Origin of the sequence: Pantoea eucrina, from assembly GCF_002095385.1 — a bacterium.
Lineage (GTDB): Bacteria > Pseudomonadota > Gammaproteobacteria > Enterobacterales > Enterobacteriaceae > Pantoea > Pantoea eucrina.
Genome location: NZ_MIPP01000024.1, coordinates 13,332 through 30,897, shown reverse-complemented (window position 1 = coordinate 30,897; position 17,566 = coordinate 13,332). Strand labels below are relative to the sequence as shown.

The window sequence follows — 17,566 nt, the reverse complement described above, 5'->3', positions numbered from 1 at the left end:
ATCACATAGCTTTTGCGAAAGCTTTCACGCGTAAATTTACGCTGAAAGTTTCATGTTCAACATGGAAGTTTTATGCACGCAGCAAGAGGATGAAGCATGTACAAGGCTATGAAGTTTTATGTCAGCGACCATTTCCCGTCCGGGTTGCTCCTGCACCGTATAGATTGCCCGCAGCTGCCGTCCATTGAGGAGCGCACCTTTATTGGCAGCTGCTATACGCTGAATCAGGCGCTGACCGTAGCCGGAATACACTTTTCGGGTGTTAAGGTTTGTCCATTCTGTATTACTAAGCCGGACGAAACAGAAGTGCAGAATGAATACCTGGTACTTAATACCCCGAAGAAACCCAAAAAACCTGCTGAAAAATTGATATTCAGACCGGTGAAGCATCTGGATAAGAGTTAAAGGCAGGGACATTAATCATCCCGGAGCGCAGATATATTTTCCTTCAGTTTTTATATCTGCTTTAGATGACTGGTTTCATCAAGCCGCACACTCCCCTGTGAATTTGTGTGCGGCCTTTTTAGTTTTTCCGGAAATTAACTTTCCGGCCTGACAACATACCGGGCAAACTCCACCAGCGCTTCATGTGTCCAGCTGGCCGTAACGTCGCCGTTGGGCGCTGACCCGTTCATCACGTTGCCGTTATCTTGCTCCTTCGCGTCGGCTTTGTCCCGGCTTTTGCTGAATTCCACCAGCGTGTTGTTGGCCTGCACTGCATCTATGACCTGTACCATGAGTGTAATAAAATTAGTGCGCATCCATTTCACAGCTTTCTGTCTGTATGGCCGTGTTTATGGAGTCAAACTGCACCACGTAGTGCCGATCGTTTACCGGGATAAGCGCTGCCCCCCCGACTGGTGTGACTGTCAATACCCAGGCCGGAGCAATGCACCTTCAGAAACTGCAGAAACCCCCTTGAAATTACCCTGCCCGCCGATGCCCATGCCCATGCCGTCCCGGAGATAAAAATGCCCGACCTCCCTGTTTGCGCCAAGCGATATGAGAATAACAGGCACTGCGCCCGGCTGTGAGTTACGAATGTGCAAGCATAGTAGCCAGTCACCAACAGTGAAGTTCACTTTTTACGCATAGCAGACACTAGCCTGCCTTAAGCCCGCTTTGTGTCAGGATCGGACGTTTTCAACATCTGCATGCACTAACTCGTGGAGAATAGCTTTACTGCATAACCATGCAAATATCCAGGAATCATCAGGGACATTTTTCAGGGCTCTGTAAAGGTAAGATGCCGGAAATGGCCTTAGGGGCGCGGAAACGTGTTGAGGACTTTTCAGGCGGTGCGATCAGGGATTATTAAGTTTAATACGGTAGGACTTCCCTGTCGCCATGATTTTGACGTCCGCTTATCGCTCATAGCGGACATCGTTCTTTCAATCAGTCCGCTTTGTGCCAGTAGCTGACATTGCTCGCAGCATGATAGATTGAGTAGTAAAGAGAGCATCATGCAATCCCCCTCAACGTAGAAAAGGAACGTCAGATGGATTTAGAAACTGCACGTTTGATGCTAGAACCCTTTAATGACTCACACTACGAGGGTTTGAGGATGATGGATAACGATCCCAGCGTGATGCGTTATATCAACAAAGGGATTGTTAAAACACCCGAAGAGACCTGGGAAAGTATAAGGCGTGTTCAGTCGCGTTGGGAGAGTTACGGGTATTCGTGGTGGGCTATTAAAGAAAAGGCTTCTGAGATTATCGTTGGCGCAGCGTGCCTTCAGCATTTGGCAAACGTTGAGGGTGCGCCTTTAGAGATCGGCTGGCGACTCGTGCCGCAACACAATGGCAAAGGCTATGCAACAGAAGCGGCTAAAGCAATTGTTGAATTTGCAGCGGTGCAGACAGGTGCAACGTATTTAGTGGCTGTTGCCGATCCTGAAAATATTCCCTCTCAGAAAGTAATGCAGCGGCTAGGGATGATTTACAAAGCTATAGAACGGCATTACGACACACCCTGCGTGGTTTATGAACTTAGCATCGGCCCAATGATCAATCGTAATGAGACGCGGACATAATGTCCGCTTTTCGCTCTTAGCGGACCTTGGCTGACATTAATAATTGCATCAAATATATAAAAACCGGCCTAAGCCGGTTTACGTGGGATTATGTTATCAGACGCCACATGCTGGCAACCAATCTGTCTCGCTGTCCTCATGCAACGTCAGATTAGTTTGTATGCCGTTATTCGTGCGGCGCTTGAGCAACACGCGCTCATACTCCTTCAGCGTTTGCGGTACAGCTTGGCCGAAAGCTGTGAGGCTGAGTGGGTGCTGATGCCCACGCGATTCCATAAATGATAGATACGCATGATAGAGATAGCGCTTCGGGTTAATCGGGCGAATATTGGCGTTACCGATGAACAGCCCGTTCGGCGTGCTCAACGGCATCAGGTAGCCACAGAAATCGACAAGCGGATCAGCCTGGCGTTTTATCTCCAGCGCTTCTCCGGATGACTGCTGCGCCTGCAACAGCTCACGGGCTTCATCTGGCGATGCGAAGCGCTGCATCAGGTGACGAACAATCACGGCCAGCTCGTTGCTTATTTTATTGAGTAGCTGCGGGTCACGCTCTTTCGCCGGTATCACTTCCGGAAACGTTAGGATCACCCGACGGCGCGATACGCCGCCGCTACGATCGCTGAATCGCATCGGATTATTGTTCACCGCCAGAATTACAGCCGGGATATGCGTTGAATAGGCATCGCGATACTTTGGATCGATGGCTACCGCATCGCCGCCAGTAATTGCTTTAATGCCCGCGCCGTCGCCGCTCCATTTCTCCTGATCGGGCAGAATAATCAGCGAGAATCCCACCACGCTTGCACGTTCCCTAGATGATTCCAGTGTATCGATGGTGGCAGACGTGGTGTTATCACGACCAGCAAGCAACGTGGCGATCGAAGCTAATACGCTTTTACCGCTTCCGCCTGGACCGGTCACTTCGAGGAACATCTGCCAGTCATAGCGGTTTGCCAGCACCATAAATAACGCCGCGAGGATGCGCTCCTGCTTATCGTGATTATGCGCGGCCGCCCGCGTTAACCAGTGGTAGAAGCTAGGGGCATGGTCTGCGAGATTTTCGCCGGGACGTGGTGCGGAGTAGTCAACGCTGTTGACCGTGCGCAGCCAGTTTTCGCGGCGGTGCGGGCTGAATGTGCCGTTCGTGGTATCAAAAACCCCGTTACGAAAACCAATCAGGCGGCGCGCCGGTTCGCCCATCTGCGGCACCATCAGTTTGAGCGTATCAAGCACGCTGCCAATCCCGGCCGCTGAAAACGGTGCGCGCACCTTCTGAAACAGCGCGGCGATCTCACGGCGCAGCATCTGCACCGGCATCACCTGCCAAGCGCCGTTATCATAGCGGCAGATTTCCTCGCCTACAGGCGGCACGGCCAGCGCCTGCCCGTAGTGATCGACCAGCAGCTCAGCTTTTTCGCTGGCGCTCATGGCTTTGAGATCGGCCTCGCTCACCGACTCAAATGGGCTTGGCTTGTGAGGTTGAGTGAAGGCGGTAAGTAGAGCCTGCGTCGCGATGTCGCCCTGTGCTTGCCAGACGTCGTTCCAGTCGCCGGTTTTTGGCGGTAAAGCAGCCTTGCCTTTGCACGCCTTCGCGGCTTCATCTGCCTTTAGTTGACCAGTGCCGTTTTCATCGCGATCGGCGGCAATCAGCATCAGCGCATCTGGATTGGCTTTACGCAGCTGTGCAGCAAGTGACGGCAGATTATTCGCGCTGAGCGCAATATAAACCGGCTGCCCGGTCAGGCGCTGAACCGTCAGGCCGGTTGCGTAACCCTCGGTGAGCCACAGCGTTTTGCTGTCAGATTTGCCCGCAAGGTGATAAGCGCCTTTCACCAGTCCGCCGGGCAGGGTGCGCTTGTCGCCAGCCGCGCTGATAAGCTGAACGTTGACGGTATTGCCGGTTTCGTCGGTAAGCGGGACAAGCAGATCACCGGCTACAAAAGCGACACCACCACAGCGCAGCCCGGCACCAAGCGTTAACGCATTAGTGCTGTGCAGCCCTTTTGACAATAAGTAGGTGTTATCCGTGCGGCTGACGGCGGCGGCGAGCAAATTTTGCGCCCGTGCGGCGGCCTCAGATTGTGCGACGGCTTTATCAACAGTGTTCACCGGTGCTTTTGATACTGGTGGAAGCGCGCCGAGCATATCGGCGATTTTGATTGCCGCATCTTTGGCACTGACGTCGAGCGCCTTTTCAACCAGATTCAAACCGTCACCGGCTCCGCACTGATTACAGTGCCACGTCCCGCGCCCGTCCTGATTATCAAAGCGAAAACGATCTTTACCGCCGCAAACCGGGCATGCGCCATGTTTGCCGCTGGCATGAATGCTGATGCCGAGCGCGGGCAACAGCTGCGGCCAGAATCCGGCGGCCGCCTTTACTGTGTCAGAGACAATATGTTTCATCTGCTCGATCTCCCTTAGTGCAACGTGGCGCGGCGGGTTGCGGCAAGCTGGCTGCAAAACAGTTCATCCATCATGGTTGCGCCAAGACGCGTCAGGCGCGGCGGCGCGGTGAGCAGGTCAGGCTCAACCATATCGCCCAGCATGGTGCAGGCCATTTCCATTCCGGCTTCTGCGCCGTGACGACGCACGTAAAATCCTTCCAGTTCAAGCGCGATGGTCATCTGTAGCTCGTCGAGCGTTGCCGAAACGGTGATGCCCAGCATTTTGCAGGCGTTGAGATAACCCTGCGCCAGCGCGCGACGGTAAACGGCAGTGCGGACTTCAACAGGTAAGCAGGAATTATTAGCGGTCATCATGGCGGGCCTCCGTGGCAAACATAAGGGATTCACAGGTTTCAACGACTTTGCCTAACTGGTCGGTGAGAAGGGCAACGACGGAGACCATCGCCTCCGCGTCCGGTGCGCAGTGGCGGCTACCGGAGCATTCAAGAATATTAAGCATGTCGAGTACGGTTACGCCTACGTTATGGGCATGCTGAAGGCGCAGAAAATCGGCGTGGGGAATGGAATAGCTGTCGTGGTTGTTAAGTCGTGCAGATAGGGTATTCATGCGACCACCTCGCAGAGCGGCAGGCGACCGGCAAAGAACAGCACGTAATTGCGGGCCAGCAGGCGGCGGGCAGCGGATTCGGTTTCGGCGGTAATGCGCAGCATGCAGGGACGGGCGACGGTATCGGCACGGCGCACGGCGGCAAAAAGAAAGGTGAACTGCATGCATGCAGGAATAAGGGTTGCGGCCATAGTGGCTGTCTCCATTGAGTAGCGGTTAACGCCACCACCGGAAACGCCAATTTCACTGGTGGTAGCCCGGACAGGGTTGGCGTAACCGGCCTCAATGGATACCGGCGCTTCGTTAGAAGCCCCTGCCCGAGCCACCATTACACAGACGAGACAATGGCGCAAAAGCCACTGCCCGTGAAATGGGTGCACTGAGGCGAAGACACAAAAAAAGACGCATGGCGCGTCTGGTGTCACCATTGAGTTGCTCAGGACGCCAATCCCGGCTGCCGATTTTGCGACAGCGGGAAAACAGTACATCGGCGGCTCGCCAGAAAAAAGCTTTTTTTGAACATCGGGCCTTTTTCCTCAGCAATCGGTCAGGACTTGATCGGATTGCGGCGGATTTGATCGGAATTCCCTGTTCTCTTTTTTCTGGCACTGCTTAGCAGGCTTCGCCTTTTTACTCATAACGCAAATTTTACCGTGCATTCTGCTGGTAAAGGTGGATGCCTTAGCCAGCCTGCCGCTTGTGGCTGTCGTCAGATTTTCTGCGACAAAGGTGGCCTCTTCGCGGGTGAGAGGAAAAGTTTTCGCGCCGAAATTCAGCGTAATCATGCCGTACCTCCGGCACGCTGCCTGATGCGTTCCTGCATCCAGCTGTCAATTTCTGATGCCAGCCAGGCAACGTTCTTACCGCTGAGAGAAATTTGCGACGGGAACTGCTCCCGGCTGATTAAGTCGTAGATGGTCGAACGCGATAGGCCGCAGGTGCTGATGACTTCCGGCAGGCGCATAAAGCGGTCGCGGGGGAACTGGCCGCCAGTGACAGGCGGGACGGCGGGGGCGGAAGAGGGTGATACAACAAGCATAGCGTTACCTTTTTAAAATCCGGACGGCGCTGGCCGGTTCCGGTCGGGTCATGTGGTAACGCCCTATTGTGAGAATATTTTTCCCGGTGTAAACAACCCCATTTTTACCTGTCGGTGAGCAAAAACGGGTCGCGTTTGCCCGTATCGGCCAATATCCGTCAATATCCACCAATATCCACCAGCAGGTAAAAATCAAACAGTTATTTCTGGTCGGTAAAGAGTTATTGAAAGGAAAAAACATTTGATAAAGCTCGCCAGAAAAAAGGCTTTTAAAGGCAGGGTGAACACTAGTGAACACCCGGTGAACAGTTAACCTTGAAGTGTTCACTTCTTTAGTTACTGTATTTATTATATTTTTTCTTAAGGTGAGGAGTAGTGAACAGTTTTATATAAAACTAAAATCTCAACGCTTCTTCAGTAGTTCTGATGACCGCTGTCCGCTGGCCAATGAGCAGACAGCAAGAGAATGTTTTGTCCTGTGGTACACGGCAGAATCATCTCATCCTTTACAAAAGACGGAAGATGACCATGACACAGGCAGACCAGATGAAGCAGCATGTACAGAGCGTCACTACGGCCAGAGAGGCTCACGCCGCGGAGATGAAATCCTACAACGCCACATGCAACGACATTGCACGTTGCGAGCAGGAGCGGCAGGCGGCCATTGAGGCCGGTAAGGAAGCGGAGAGCAACTGGCGCGCGCGTTTTCGCAGCTCACGGGGGAAACTGACTGACGAGCTTAAGGCCGAACATAGCCAGCGCATCGCCAGCCGCGAGCTCGCCGGGGAGTTCACCGGCCTGATTGAGGTGCTGGAGCTGGATAAGCAGAGCAACATGCTCTCATGCTGTGCGACCGGCAAGCGCCTGGTTGAGGCGCATCGCAGCGCCCTTAATGGCATTGCAGACATTTACTGGCAGTCAGCCCTGCGCTGCGTCAGCCCGAAGCTGCTGCACGCTCTGCGCTTAAGGATGCTGGCCCGGTCGCCCGAGGAGAACGATAACGAAAAGCCGGAACAGTATGTCGCCCGGATTATTGGTGAAGAACTAATAAAGCTTGCTAGCCGCGTGAGCGATGCGCAGTTGCTGGAAGACCCGGAGCTTACGCAGGTCGGCCTGCATCGCCCGGCGCTTACGGGCGTGGATATGAACCTCTATGGCAGCCCTGCCAGACGCATGCAGCTGGGGGCGGAACTTAAAGCCCGCCGTGAGAAGCTTGAACAGGAGCATCGCTCATGATGCACTGTCCATACTGCAAAAGTCCGGCGCATACCAAATCCAGCCGCTACATGTCTGAGCAGGTGAAGGAACGTTATCACCAGTGCACCAATCTGGATTGCTCCTGCACTTTCAAAACGAATGAAAGCATTACCAAAGTTATTACAGCGCCACCACAGGAACCGGTAGAAGATATCGCACCGGTTATGGTCAAAGAACGTCAGACGCTGGGACGATATGGCTCAGCTTTTCGAAGTATTCACTAATCCCTATGGCCGCTGCCTAACCAGCGGCTTTTTTGTATCTGCCATTCGCCGCTTGAAAGCCTTTTTTCTGGCAAGCCGGTTTGTAAAGGGCCATGCATGCATAGAGTGCATGGTTCTGCATGCAAAATCATGCGTAAGCGGGATGCGTTGAGGCCACACAAGGCGCGGCTTGAGTGGCTTTATGCACCTGCATGAAAAACGATGCATAAAGCGGGCAGGCGAGGGGGGGATAGCATTGCGCGCTGACCTCTTTATGTAATTCTTGGGCGCAATTTGCTTCCTTTCATGTGTATTAGCTCAGACTTGAGCTGACAGTTTTCATCGGCAGCACACAATCAAATCTGACAGTCTGTTTAGAGCTAGAGGCGGACATTGCAGATTAGCGCAAGCATTATGTTTTAATGCCCACATGCAAGAGCCTGGGGTCACTTTAGGTGGGTGGAACTGAAATGCTAATAAATTTTTGATTGTGTAACGTGATTAAGATCAAAATTACCTTCGGATGGCTGTTGGATTTTTAGCCAAAAACATTTATTAATTCTTATGTATCACTACAACAGCATGAGCTTTTAAAAATAATAAGGGAAATCCATAATATGAGCAGATGCACCGCCCCCGTTCGAGGACATAGTTCAGCAGCTGCTGCTGCCGCTTGTCCTGCCTGTCGCAATCGCAGTGGTTATCGCAGTAGCTATCGCTATGAGAATTACACTCCGTCTTACTCCTCACCAAATGGAGGAAATAATAGTAGTAACGCAAGTCGAGGCGGAGGCAGTAGCAGCACAAAACCACGCTGGTCAAAATCCAGTTCATCGGTTTACTACACGACTGCCCAGGTACAATCACTCACACCAATTAGGGAAACAGTTGAGCAACGAGCGGCAGAACAACCAGATCTTCGCGATGTATTCCTTTGCCACGCTTGGGATGACCGCCAAGGTGTAGCCAAAGAGTTACATGATTTACTTGAGGCGGCAGGTGTAAAAGTATGGTTCAGTGAGAAAGATCTTTCCCTCGGGGTTCCTATGATGCGTGCCATTGATAAAGGTTTAGCAAATTCTCGGGTTGGATTAGTACTGGTAACTCCAGCTTTTTTGAACCGGCTTCCCAAAGAAGGCGTTGCTGATAAAGAGCTTTCAGCCTTATTAGCGCGCAATCAACTTGTTCCTATTGTGCACAATACAACCTATGAAGCACTCCGGAATGTCAGCCCTTTACTTGGCTCCCGAAGCGGTCTAGACACGGCTGAAGATACACTGACAATCGTGGCAAAAAAAATTTCTGAGCTAATTACTATCTAATTGAGCATAACTTTTACGTTTCAATTATCCTTTGTTGATCATCTAAACTATTTTCCACTTCAAATTGATAAGTGAGGCCCGCATCAACGGGCCTGATATCACAAATACTCAGTTGTTAAAAACCAAAAGACTACCCATCTATTTTATTCGTAATGATCGCATAGTTGAATCTTGAAGTTTCCGCTTTTGGCACAGGCTTGCCTGTTAGATTAGATTTGGCTCTGTGTCATAGCTGTGTCAGGTCAAAACTAAGCTAATACATTTCATGTTGGGCTAACTTTTATACGTGAATGTGCCCCACCAACTCATCATATCTTTACGCTGCTCAAGATAGGTGGAACGGTTGTAGGCTCGCCTAACTTCGTTTTTATCGATATGTGCAAGAGCTGACTCAATGACATCAGGGTTAAAGCTGGCTTCGTTGAGCGCGGTACTGGCTATGGAACGAAGACCATGAGCAACCAACTTGCCGCCATAGCCTATACGCTTTAATGCAGCATTCGCAGTTTGGCTATTCATTGGTTGCTTGGGATCGTTACGGCTTGGAAAAACATACTGCCGGTTGGCGCTTAGAGGTCGCATAACCTCAAGAATTTCTAGAGCTTGTTTCGATAAAGGAACGACATGTTGGCGCTTGGCCTTCATGCGCTCCGCTGGAATAACCCAAAGGCTTAAATCGAAGTCGATCTCTGCCCATTGTGTTCCCGAGGCTTCTGACGGTCGCACGAGAGTAAGAAGCTGCCACTCAATTAAACAGCGAGTTGTGATTGAGAGATTGGACATCACTAATGAGCGCATTAGCTTTGGCAGTTCTTCCGGTCGTAACGTTGGCATGTTCTGTTTTTTTGGTCGTTCAAAAGCCATACCAACGCCCGAAGCAGGATTCGCATCAATTAACCCGGTGTTAACTGCATAAATCATGATTTCGTTGATGCGCTGCACCAACCGGCGAACTGTCTCAAGTGCACCGCGAGCTTTAATCGGCTCCAGTGCTTCAACGATCGTCCTAGCCTTGAGCTGTTGAACAGGAATTTCACCAACAGCCGGAAAAACGTCCTTCTCCAGCGATCGCCAAATATCTTTTGCGTAATCCTCAGTGACGCTTTTGCTTTTGAGCTGGAACCACCTTCCGGCCACGACCGAAAAAATACTATCCTGCTCAATTTGTCGTTGCTCAGAAACTTCCTCTTGCTGCTTCTGCGGGTCAATCCCTTGCGCAAGTATCGAAAGATATTGGTCACGCATTTGGCGTGCGACAGCGAGTGTTAGGGCAGGATAAGAGCCAAGGCTGAGATTTGTGCGACTGCTGCTATTTGGTCGCTGGTAGCGAAAACGCCATAGCTTCTTACCGGATGTTTTGACGAGCAGGAAAAGCCCATCCCCATCATGCAGTGTGAAGTCTTTCTCTTGAGGCTTAGCTTTGAGGATTTCATTATTGGTGAGGGGGCGTGTAATCCGCGCCATGATTGATTTCCGTCCATAATTGGTACACGTTTTTGGCCCACATTATAGCGTGTACCTAAACGTGTACCAATAATCACTGGATTCAGGCGGATCGTCTCGGAAGATTACAGACACAAAAAAGCCCGCAGCTTGTGCCATGCGGGCTTTCAGGACTTCTGCGGATGGCACTGGAACCATCTTTGAAGAATTTTGGTGGAGCTGGCGGGAGTTGAACCCGCGTCCGAAATTACTACACCGTCGGTACTACATGCTTAGTCGGTCTTTACATTCGCCTGGCAGCTGCGGACAGACACGCCACTGACAGACTAGCCTGATTAGTTTTAACGCTTCAACCCCAGGCAGGGCATCCACGCGATCTCTTTTGGGTTTGACCTCTCTTGATCCCCGTCCTAAGAGCGGAGGCTAGGGAGAGAGGGCTCTAAGCAGGTTATTAAGCTGCTAGTGCGTAGTTTTCGTCGTTTGCGACTATTTTTTTGCGGCTTTTTACGAGGCAAACCGCCCCTCGGCATGCACCTTGGGTTTCGCGAATCCCGTCGAATCCAGAATCAGCCCCAAGTTCTAAAACTGTAGCGCAAATCTATAAAAGAATCCAGTGCTTAACGGCTGGCGCTCTTCATAATTCGTGCTTTATCCATCTTCCACTCGCGATCTTTGATATCAGAGCGCTTATCGTGCTCTTTCTTACCGCGTGCGACGCCGATTTTGAGCTTGGCCCAGGCGTTTTTCCAGTAGAGCGAAAGCGGTATGATGGTATAACCGTCGCGGTTAACGCTGCCAAACAGTGAAGCGAGCTCGCGCTCTTTCAGCAGCAGCTTACGGGTGCGCGTAGGGTCGCATACCACGTGCGTTGAAGCACCGATCAGCGGCTGGAACGTGGCGCCGAACAGAAACGCTTCGCCGTCGCGCAGCATGATATAGCTTTCGCTGATATTGGCTTTACCGGCGCGCAGTGCTTTAACTTCCCATCCCTGTAACGACAGACCCGCTTCGAACTCCTCTTCGACGAAGTATTCGTGGCGCGCGCGTTTGTTGAGGGCAATGGTGGCTGAACCGGGTTTGTGAGCTTTTTTCTTTGTCATAGTGCGGCGTAGTCTACATTACTCAGTTTGTGGGCGCATCCCCATGTCCTGCGGGGCGGTAAAAAACATCCTATTTTAGCACAGCTGGCAAAAGCATGAATTTTTGTTTAATGGCCTAAAATGGTACAATTCAATGGTTTTGTGACCAACAGGAACCCTTATGGCTCAGATTAGCCGCTCAGCGCTGGTCCCCTATAGCGCTGCACAGATGTACCAGCTTGTGAATGACGTGGATGCCTATCCTGAATTTCTTCCTGGCTGCACCGGCAGTCGCGTGCTGGATAACAGCGGTCATCAGATGACCGCTGCGGTCGATGTCTCAAAAGCGGGCATCAGTAAAACCTTTACCACGCGCAATACGCTGACTGACAACCAGAGCATTCACATGCAGCTGGTTGACGGCCCGTTCCGTAAGCTGACCGGCGGCTGGAAATTTATCTCGCTGGGTGATGACGCCTGCAAGGTTGAGTTGAGCCTCGACTTTGAGTTCACCAATATGCTGGTTGAGATGGCATTCGGGCGCGTGTTCAAAGAGCTGGCAAACAGCATGGTGCAGGCGTTTACCCAGCGTGCCAAAGAGGTCTATCGTGACTGAGATCCGCGTGGAGGTAGTTTATGCGCTTCCGGATAAGCAGTATCTGCGTGAGGTTACGCTGGAGCAGGGCGCCACGGTAGAGCAGGCGATAGAGGCATCGGGCCTGCTGCAGCTGCGCCGCGATATCGATCTGGCGCAGAATAAAACCGGGATCTTCAGCCGGCCGGTTAAGCTTGGTGACACGGTTGAAGAGGGCGATCGGGTTGAGATCTACCGGCCACTGATTGCCGATCCGAAAGAGCTGCGCCGCCAGCGCGCTGAGCGTGCCGCGGTGAAAAAGTAGCTGACGTTAAGCATTAAAAAAGGCGCCCCGGGCGCCTTTTTTATTGTCATCAGCTTAACTGTTTTTCTGACCCGCGAGCCGCGGCTTGTTATCAATATTCGTCAGGACACCGCTGCGATCAAACGTCAGCGTCAGCGTCTGCTGCTTCACGCGCTCGTGACCAGGCTCCTGGCGGAAAATGTAATACCAGACGTTGCTGCCAAAGGGATCGTGCATCATCGGGGTGCCCAGCGTATAGGCCACCTGCTGCTGCGTCATGCCGGTGTGGATCTTGGCGACATCGTTGGCGGCCAGGTAATTCCCCTGATTGATATCCGGACGATAGACAACGCGCTCCAGCGTGGAACATCCGGCGGTTGTCATCAACATTACCACTGCCGCAGCAGTCAGCGTCTTAAAGCGCATCTGTACATTCCTTTTTTCGGGCCAAACGCCTTTCAGCAGGCAGTTTTGTTGCCATTACATTCTGAACTCTGCACGCGGCAGGCTTTTATTATGGCGATATCACTGCCGATGATAATAGACCTTTTCCCGGTTGGGAACCTCTACAGAGCATGCATATGACCATCAGGCCGGAAAAAAGTGCGGTCTCAGGCTGCTAAAAGTTCTTTGGCGTTCGCCAGCGTGTTACGCGTGACTTCGCTGCCGCCCAGCAGACGAGCCAGCTCCTGCAGACGTGCCCGCTTATCCAGCGGCTGCATATGCGTTTCCGTCATCGCGCCGTCGGTCTCTTTGCTGACAAAGAAGTGCTGATGACCGCAGCCCGCAACCTGTGGCAGGTGCGTGACACACATAACCTGCGTCGATTCGCCCAGCTGACGCAGCATCTTGCCCACTACAGCAGCCGTCGGGCCGCTGATGCCAACATCCACTTCATCGAAAATCATGGCCGGGGTTTCCATCTTCTGCGCGGTGATCACCTGAATAGCGAGCGCAATACGCGACAGCTCACCGCCAGAGGCGACTTTACCCAGCGGCTGCAGAGGCTGGCCCGGGTTAGTTGTCACCCGGAAATCGATGCGGCTGGCACCTTCGGCGGTGAGCTGATCGGGATTAAACTCCAGCACAATCGCAAACTGCCCGTGCGGCATCGCCAGGGTGCGCATGCTTTGCGTAATGAGATCGCACAGCTCCTGAGCGGATTTTTCACGCTGATGATGCAGCGCTTCGGCGCAGGTGATAGCGGCTTTGTGATGCATTACCACGTCGTGCTGCAGACTCTCCTGATCGCTCTCCTGCTGCGACAGCAGCTCCGCCTCTTCCAGCAGCTGCTGATGCAGGGCCGGCAGCGCTTCAGGCGCAACGTGATGCTTGCGCGCCAGTGCAATCTGCCGCGACAGGCGCTGCTCCAGCTCGTAAAGACGGTTAGGATCAAGATCGAGGCGTTCGCAGTAGTGACGCAGTTCGTCGCTGGCTTCGCTCAGCTGAATCGCCGCTTCTTCCAGCAGGTTAAATACGCCGCTGACTTTATCATCCAGCGAGACCAGCTCGCTGAGCATGTTGCGGGCGCTGTAGAGCAGGCTCTGCAGGTTGGTATCTTCACCGTCGGCAAGAATATGCAGCGCCTGCTGGCTGGTAGAGAGCAGCTGTCCGCTGTTAGCCAGACGCTTGTACTCTTCATCAATCTGCTCATATTCACCCGCCTGCGGGGCAAACTCATTCAGCTCTTTCAGCTGATACTGCAGCAGCTCGCGGCGCGCTTCACGCTCCTGCGACTGCTGCTGATGCTGCGCCAGCACACGGCAGCTGTGATGCCAGCGCTGGTAGTGCTGACGCATCTCCGTCAGCAGCCCGTCATGCGCCGCGTAAGCATCGAGCAGATGCTTCTGGTGATCGGTTTTCAGCAGCAGCTGATGCGCGTGCTGACCGTGGATCTGAATCAGCAGCTGGCCCAGCTCGCGCAGCTGTGAGAGCGGTACGGCCGTGCCGTTGATGAAGCCGCGCGAGCGACCATCCGCGCTGATAACGCGACGCAGCAGGCACTCATTACCGTCATCCAGCTGATTATCAACCAGCCAGCGCTGCGCTGACGGCGATAATTTCAGCTGAAAGCGGGCACAGATATCAGCCCGGCTTGCGCCCTGACGCACCATATCCGCTTCCGCCCGTCCGCCGAGGCAGAGGCCCAGCGCATCAATGGCAATAGATTTACCTGCGCCGGTCTCACCGGTGATCGCTGTCATACCGCGATGAAAGTCGATCTCAAGCTCACGAACGATTGCGAAGTTACTGATGGTCAGTTGTGCCAGCATACAATCACCTGTATAGAAAAACAGATATGGTTTTTCGTACAGTATAAACTGGTTTTTTAACCAGTAAAGTAGCCAGCACTGATTTCTAGAACAATTTTTTCGACCAGCCGAGTTTTGAGCTTAATGTGTTGAAGTAGTTATAGTTTTTAGGATGAATAAGATTAAGGTGGCTGCTGCTGCGCCGGATCAGCACATCTTCACCCTCCTGAATCGGCAGGGCAATCTGGCTGTCACAGCTGATCTCCAGATCGCTGCGCAGCGAGGAGAAGCGCAGGCGAATGGTACTGTTGCTGTTGATAACCAGCGGACGCGACGACAGCGTGTGCGGGAACATCGGCACCAGTACAATGGCATCAAGCGAAGGGGTAAGGATAGGTCCGCCTGCGGAGAGCGAGTAGGCGGTGGAACCGGTAGGGGTGGAGATAATCAGGCCATCGGAACGCTGAGAAAAGGCGAACACTTCGTCGATATAGACCTCAAACTCAATCATATGCGCCACTTTTCCCGGATGGAGCACCACTTCATTGATGGCGCTGCCAATGCGCGGCGAGCAGGTATCGCGGCAGACCTGCGCCTCAAGCAGAAAGCGGCTCTCGACAAAGTAGTCGCCCTGCAGGACATCATCCAGCTGCTGCTGCGCGTTATCCGGATCGAGGTCGGTCAGGAAGCCCAGATTGCCACGGTTGATGCCAATCACTTTAATGTCATAGCGTGCCAGCACCCTGGCTGCGCCCAGCATATTGCCATCACCGCCGACCACCACGGCCAGATCGGCCTGCTGTCCTATTTCCGCCAGCGTGCCGGTTTTGACATCGGTTAAACTCAGCTCGCGCGCAATCTGCTGTTCGACAATCACCTCGTATCCCTTATCAGTCAGCCAGCGCCAGAGCATCTCATGGGTGGTCAACGCGGTTGGATGGCGCGGATGACCCACGATCCCGATGCAGCTAAAGTGTGTGTTCATGTGGCGGGTATTCCTCATAAGCCAAAACGGCCTGGCAATGTGATGGGTTCACTTGAAACCGTCAAACTGATCCCCATAATAAGCCAACCAGCGAAATGAATGTGCAAAACGCGGAGAAATTCATGAGTAGTAAAGAACAGAACACCCCAAACGAGCAAGTCTCAGACGAAATTCAACAGGATCAACAGCCGGCGGACGCGGAGACAGCAACTGAGGTGGATCCGCGTGATGAGCGCATTGCGCAACTGGAAGCGGAGCTTACCCAGGCGCAGGGTGGCGTGCGTGAAGCGCAGCTGCGTGCGCAGGCGGAAATTGAAAACATCCGTCGCCGTGCAGAAATGGATGTCGAAAAAGCGCATAAATTTGCGCTGGAAAAATTTGCCAACGAGCTGCTGCCAGTGATTGATAGCCTGGAACGCGCGCTGGAAGTGGCTGATAAAGAGAACACCGGGCTCGCCTCAATGATTGAAGGCATCGAGCTGACGCTGAAATCCCTGCTGGGCGCCGTGCGCAAGTTTGGCGTTGAAGTGGTGGGCGACACCCACGTGCCGTTTAACCCGGATCTGCATCAGGCGATGTCGATGATGGAATCGGATGAGGTTGAGCCGAACCATGTACTGATGGTAATGCAGCGTGGCTATACCCTGAATGGTCGCCTGCTGCGTCCGGCCATGGTGGCGGTCTCTAAAGCCAAAGCCTGAGCAGAGTAGTACATCATAACGGCCGCCCTGACGCGGCCGTTGTTGTTTCAGGGCAGTACCGGCGTCCAGTCGATCGGCGTTTCTCCTGCCTTACTGAGCAGCGCGTTGGTCTGTGAAAAGTGCCGGCAGCCTAAAAAGCCGCGGTGCGCAGAGAGCGGGGAGGGGTGGGGCGCTTTCAGCACGTGGTGACGCTGCGCATCAATGATGCTGCCTTTCTTCTGCGCATGCGATCCCCACAGCAGAAAAACCACGCCCTCACGGTGCGTATTGATGGCATCAATCACCCTGTCAGTAAACGTCTCCCAGCCAAGCCGCGCGTGCGAGTGTGCTTTGCCCGCCTCAACGGTCAGCACCGTATTCAGCAGCATTACCCCCTGCGTGGCCCAGCTCTCCAGAAAACCGTGCTGCGGGCGCTGAAAGCCGTCGATATCCTGTTCAAGCTCTTTATACATATTAAGCAGAGAGGGCGGGATGGCCACGCCAGGCAGCACCGAAAAAGCCAGGCCGTGCGCCTGATTTGGCCCGTGATAGGGGTCCTGACCCAAAATCACCACTTTAATATCGCCCAGCTCTGTCAGCTTAAATGCGTTAAACACATCTTTCTGCGGCGGATAAACGGTCACGCCTGCTGCCCGCTGCTGCGCAACCGCCTGCAGCGTCTCTTTGAAATAGGGTTTCTCTTTCTCATCTGCCAGCACATCGTGCCAGGTCAGCTTGTCACTCATGGTTAACTCCTGCCGCTAGTTTTCCTTAGCTTAGCTGCTTCAGCGCGGGAGCAGAAGGATTAACCCCGCCGTTTCAGCTTGATGCAGGTCAAGGCGCTGGCAGCGTCCCGGTGATATACCAGCCTGTCTATCTGTCAACGGCGTTCAGAGACAGAACGCCCCTTTCTGGAGATCGCTATGATTACCGGCATTCAAATTACCCAAACCCATAACCCGCTGCTGCTGAACTCATTCTGGCTGCTGGATGAAGAGGCGGGACAGGCGCGCTGTCTGTGCGCCAGAGGCCTCTATGAGGAGGATCAGGTGGTTGCCCTGAGCGAGCTGGGCGAGATGGCATACCGTGAAGTGCCCCTGGAGCAGAAACCGCAGGTGCGGGTTGAGGGCGGACAGCACCTTAACGTCAACGTACTGCAGCGGGAGACGCTGGAGGATGCGGTTAAGCATCCCGAAAAGTATCCGCAGCTGACCATTCGCGTATCCGGTTATGCCGTGCGGTTTAACGCCCTGACGCCCGAGCAGCAGCGCGATGTGATCACCCGTACCTTTACAGAGAGCCTGTAACTGAAGCAGCGATGAAAAGTTGCTCATGCTGCAGGTCAGCGCGGAAGCGGCCCGGAACCCGGGCGCTG

22 protein-coding genes and 1 other RNA gene are annotated in these 17,566 nt (G+C 53.3%); 9 read left to right on the top strand and 14 right to left on the bottom strand.

The window, feature by feature from the left end:
• Positions 1–96: 96 nt before the first annotated feature.
• The gene (locus tag HA43_RS11760; protein WP_094111727.1) at positions 97–405 is read left to right on the top strand and encodes a hypothetical protein; all 309 of its coding nucleotides are present in this window, start codon (positions 97–99) and stop codon (positions 403–405) included.
• 134 nt (positions 406–539) lie between these two features.
• Here HA43_RS11760 and HA43_RS18885 read toward each other — a convergent pair whose 3' ends face one another.
• Positions 540–716 carry a hypothetical protein gene (locus tag HA43_RS18885; RefSeq protein WP_158086447.1) on the bottom strand — a complete coding sequence of 59 codons (177 nt, stop codon included), beginning with the start codon at positions 714–716 and terminating at the stop codon, positions 540–542.
• A 782-nt stretch (positions 717–1,498) separates the two neighbouring features.
• On the opposite strand from HA43_RS18885, the gene HA43_RS11750 reads away from it, so the two are divergent.
• Positions 1,499–2,035, top strand: coding sequence for a GNAT family N-acetyltransferase (locus tag HA43_RS11750; RefSeq protein WP_094111725.1), 537 nt, complete (start codon positions 1,499–1,501; stop codon positions 2,033–2,035).
• 96 nt (positions 2,036–2,131) lie between these two features.
• Here the strand turns inward: HA43_RS11750 and HA43_RS11745 are convergent, their stop codons facing one another.
• The 6 genes from HA43_RS11745 to HA43_RS11720 form a co-directional block, all read right to left on the bottom strand.
• On the bottom strand, positions 2,132–4,444 hold the full coding sequence (locus HA43_RS11745; RefSeq protein ID WP_094111724.1) for a primase-like DNA-binding domain-containing protein: 2,313 nt from the start codon (positions 4,442–4,444) through the stop codon (positions 2,132–2,134).
• Between the two features lie 14 nt (positions 4,445–4,458).
• Positions 4,459–4,800 carry a DUF5375 family protein gene (locus HA43_RS11740; RefSeq protein WP_094111723.1) on the bottom strand — a complete coding sequence of 114 codons (342 nt, stop codon included), beginning with the start codon at positions 4,798–4,800 and terminating at the stop codon, positions 4,459–4,461.
• Positions 4,787–5,053, bottom strand: coding sequence for a hypothetical protein (locus tag HA43_RS11735; protein WP_094111722.1), 267 nt, complete (start codon positions 5,051–5,053; stop codon positions 4,787–4,789). Before HA43_RS11735 ends, HA43_RS11740 begins: the two co-directional genes overlap by 14 nt.
• On the bottom strand, positions 5,050–5,481 hold the full coding sequence (locus HA43_RS11730) for a host cell division inhibitor Icd-like protein (protein WP_342039322.1): 432 nt from the start codon (positions 5,479–5,481) through the stop codon (positions 5,050–5,052). Before HA43_RS11730 ends, HA43_RS11735 begins: the two co-directional genes overlap by 4 nt.
• Before the next feature lie 108 nt (positions 5,482–5,589).
• Entirely contained in the window at positions 5,590–5,838 is a 249-nt protein-coding gene (locus HA43_RS11725) for a hypothetical protein (RefSeq protein ID WP_094111720.1), read from the bottom strand.
• Entirely contained in the window at positions 5,835–6,092 is a 258-nt protein-coding gene (locus HA43_RS11720) for a helix-turn-helix transcriptional regulator (RefSeq protein WP_094111719.1), read from the bottom strand. The genes HA43_RS11725 and HA43_RS11720 overlap by 4 nt, the downstream gene beginning before the upstream one ends.
• Before the next feature lie 528 nt (positions 6,093–6,620).
• On the opposite strand from HA43_RS11720, the gene HA43_RS11715 reads away from it, so the two are divergent.
• From HA43_RS11715 to HA43_RS11705, 3 genes are all read left to right on the top strand, one after another.
• Positions 6,621–7,328 (top strand): hypothetical protein, encoded by a 708-nt coding sequence (locus HA43_RS11715; RefSeq protein ID WP_094111718.1) that lies wholly within the window; start codon positions 6,621–6,623, stop codon positions 7,326–7,328.
• Positions 7,325–7,573 carry an ogr/Delta-like zinc finger family protein gene (locus HA43_RS11710; RefSeq protein ID WP_094111717.1) on the top strand — a complete coding sequence of 83 codons (249 nt, stop codon included), beginning with the start codon at positions 7,325–7,327 and terminating at the stop codon, positions 7,571–7,573. Before HA43_RS11715 ends, HA43_RS11710 begins: the two co-directional genes overlap by 4 nt.
• Positions 7,574–8,169: 596 nt before the next feature.
• The gene (locus HA43_RS11705; protein ID WP_094111716.1) at positions 8,170–8,874 is read left to right on the top strand and encodes a toll/interleukin-1 receptor domain-containing protein; all 705 of its coding nucleotides are present in this window, start codon (positions 8,170–8,172) and stop codon (positions 8,872–8,874) included.
• A 273-nt stretch (positions 8,875–9,147) separates the two neighbouring features.
• On the opposite strand, the gene HA43_RS11700 is transcribed toward HA43_RS11705, so the two are convergent.
• The 3 genes from HA43_RS11700 to smpB form a co-directional block, all read right to left on the bottom strand.
• Positions 9,148–10,338: an integrase domain-containing protein gene (locus tag HA43_RS11700; protein ID WP_094111715.1), complete on the bottom strand. Its 1,191-nt coding sequence runs from the start codon at positions 10,336–10,338 to the stop codon at positions 9,148–9,150.
• Positions 10,339–10,528: 190 nt separating this feature from the next.
• Positions 10,529–10,891: a transfer-messenger RNA gene (gene ssrA / locus HA43_RS11695) on the bottom strand.
• Positions 10,892–10,934: 43 nt separating this feature from the next.
• Entirely contained in the window at positions 10,935–11,417 is a 483-nt protein-coding gene (gene smpB, locus HA43_RS11690; RefSeq protein ID WP_065648644.1) for an SsrA-binding protein SmpB, read from the bottom strand.
• A 160-nt stretch (positions 11,418–11,577) separates the two neighbouring features.
• On the opposite strand from smpB, the gene HA43_RS11685 reads away from it, so the two are divergent.
• Entirely contained in the window at positions 11,578–12,012 is a 435-nt protein-coding gene (locus HA43_RS11685; protein ID WP_039379733.1) for a type II toxin-antitoxin system RatA family toxin, read from the top strand.
• Positions 12,005–12,295, top strand: coding sequence for an RnfH family protein (locus HA43_RS11680; RefSeq protein WP_094111714.1), 291 nt, complete (start codon positions 12,005–12,007; stop codon positions 12,293–12,295). Before HA43_RS11685 ends, HA43_RS11680 begins: the two co-directional genes overlap by 8 nt.
• Positions 12,296–12,349: 54 nt before the next feature.
• Here the strand turns inward: HA43_RS11680 and bamE are convergent, their stop codons facing one another.
• From bamE to nadK, 3 genes are all read right to left on the bottom strand, one after another.
• A complete protein-coding gene (bamE, locus tag HA43_RS11675) occupies positions 12,350–12,700 on the bottom strand; it encodes an outer membrane protein assembly factor BamE (RefSeq protein ID WP_094111713.1) in 351 nt (116 codons plus the stop codon).
• A gap of 185 nt (positions 12,701–12,885) precedes the next feature.
• Positions 12,886–14,547 (bottom strand): DNA repair protein RecN, encoded by a 1,662-nt coding sequence (gene recN / locus HA43_RS11670; protein WP_094111712.1) that lies wholly within the window; start codon positions 14,545–14,547, stop codon positions 12,886–12,888.
• Positions 14,548–14,632: 85 nt separating this feature from the next.
• Positions 14,633–15,511 (bottom strand): NAD(+) kinase, encoded by an 879-nt coding sequence (gene nadK / locus HA43_RS11665; protein WP_065648649.1) that lies wholly within the window; start codon positions 15,509–15,511, stop codon positions 14,633–14,635.
• 122 nt (positions 15,512–15,633) lie between these two features.
• On the opposite strand from nadK, the gene grpE reads away from it, so the two are divergent.
• The gene (gene grpE, locus HA43_RS11660) at positions 15,634–16,212 is read left to right on the top strand and encodes a nucleotide exchange factor GrpE (RefSeq protein WP_071667881.1); all 579 of its coding nucleotides are present in this window, start codon (positions 15,634–15,636) and stop codon (positions 16,210–16,212) included.
• Between the two features lie 47 nt (positions 16,213–16,259).
• Here the strand turns inward: grpE and ung are convergent, their stop codons facing one another.
• The gene (ung, locus tag HA43_RS11655; protein ID WP_094111711.1) at positions 16,260–16,937 is read right to left on the bottom strand and encodes a uracil-DNA glycosylase; all 678 of its coding nucleotides are present in this window, start codon (positions 16,935–16,937) and stop codon (positions 16,260–16,262) included.
• Between the two features lie 177 nt (positions 16,938–17,114).
• Here ung and grcA point away from each other — a divergent pair, with 177 nt between their 5' ends.
• Positions 17,115–17,498, top strand: coding sequence for an autonomous glycyl radical cofactor GrcA (gene grcA / locus HA43_RS11650; protein ID WP_039379718.1), 384 nt, complete (start codon positions 17,115–17,117; stop codon positions 17,496–17,498).
• Positions 17,499–17,566: the final 68 nt, after the last annotated feature.

What these genes read in the sequence shown, in the direction of transcription:
- HA43_RS11760 (WP_094111727.1), top strand. Translation starts at nt 97, where the DNA reads ATGTACAAGGCTATGAAGTTTTATGTCAGCGACCATTTCCCGTCCGGG.
- HA43_RS11750 (WP_094111725.1), top strand. Translation starts at nt 1,499, where the DNA reads ATGGATTTAGAAACTGCACGTTTGATGCTAGAACCCTTTAATGACTCA.
- HA43_RS11745 (WP_094111724.1), bottom strand. Translation starts at nt 4,444, where the DNA reads ATGAAACATATTGTCTCTGACACAGTAAAGGCGGCCGCCGGATTCTGG.
- HA43_RS11740 (WP_094111723.1), bottom strand. Translation starts at nt 4,800, where the DNA reads ATGATGACCGCTAATAATTCCTGCTTACCTGTTGAAGTCCGCACTGCC.
- HA43_RS11735 (WP_094111722.1), bottom strand. Translation starts at nt 5,053, where the DNA reads ATGAATACCCTATCTGCACGACTTAACAACCACGACAGCTATTCCATT.
- HA43_RS11730 (WP_342039322.1), bottom strand. Translation starts at nt 5,481, where the DNA reads ATGGTGACACCAGACGCGCCATGCGTCTTTTTTTGTGTCTTCGCCTCA.
- HA43_RS11725 (WP_094111720.1), bottom strand. Translation starts at nt 5,838, where the DNA reads ATGATTACGCTGAATTTCGGCGCGAAAACTTTTCCTCTCACCCGCGAA.
- HA43_RS11720 (WP_094111719.1), bottom strand. Translation starts at nt 6,092, where the DNA reads ATGCTTGTTGTATCACCCTCTTCCGCCCCCGCCGTCCCGCCTGTCACT.
- HA43_RS11715 (WP_094111718.1), top strand. Translation starts at nt 6,621, where the DNA reads ATGACACAGGCAGACCAGATGAAGCAGCATGTACAGAGCGTCACTACG.
- HA43_RS11710 (WP_094111717.1), top strand. Translation starts at nt 7,325, where the DNA reads ATGATGCACTGTCCATACTGCAAAAGTCCGGCGCATACCAAATCCAGC.
- HA43_RS11705 (WP_094111716.1), top strand. Translation starts at nt 8,170, where the DNA reads ATGAGCAGATGCACCGCCCCCGTTCGAGGACATAGTTCAGCAGCTGCT.
- HA43_RS11700 (WP_094111715.1), bottom strand. Translation starts at nt 10,338, where the DNA reads ATGGCGCGGATTACACGCCCCCTCACCAATAATGAAATCCTCAAAGCT.
- smpB (WP_065648644.1), bottom strand. Translation starts at nt 11,417, where the DNA reads ATGACAAAGAAAAAAGCTCACAAACCCGGTTCAGCCACCATTGCCCTC.
- HA43_RS11685 (WP_039379733.1), top strand. Translation starts at nt 11,578, where the DNA reads ATGGCTCAGATTAGCCGCTCAGCGCTGGTCCCCTATAGCGCTGCACAG.
- bamE (WP_094111713.1), bottom strand. Translation starts at nt 12,700, where the DNA reads ATGCGCTTTAAGACGCTGACTGCTGCGGCAGTGGTAATGTTGATGACA.
- recN (WP_094111712.1), bottom strand. Translation starts at nt 14,547, where the DNA reads ATGCTGGCACAACTGACCATCAGTAACTTCGCAATCGTTCGTGAGCTT.
- nadK (WP_065648649.1), bottom strand. Translation starts at nt 15,511, where the DNA reads ATGAACACACACTTTAGCTGCATCGGGATCGTGGGTCATCCGCGCCAT.
- grpE (WP_071667881.1), top strand. Translation starts at nt 15,634, where the DNA reads ATGAGTAGTAAAGAACAGAACACCCCAAACGAGCAAGTCTCAGACGAA.
- ung (WP_094111711.1), bottom strand. Translation starts at nt 16,937, where the DNA reads ATGAGTGACAAGCTGACCTGGCACGATGTGCTGGCAGATGAGAAAGAG.
- grcA (WP_039379718.1), top strand. Translation starts at nt 17,115, where the DNA reads ATGATTACCGGCATTCAAATTACCCAAACCCATAACCCGCTGCTGCTG.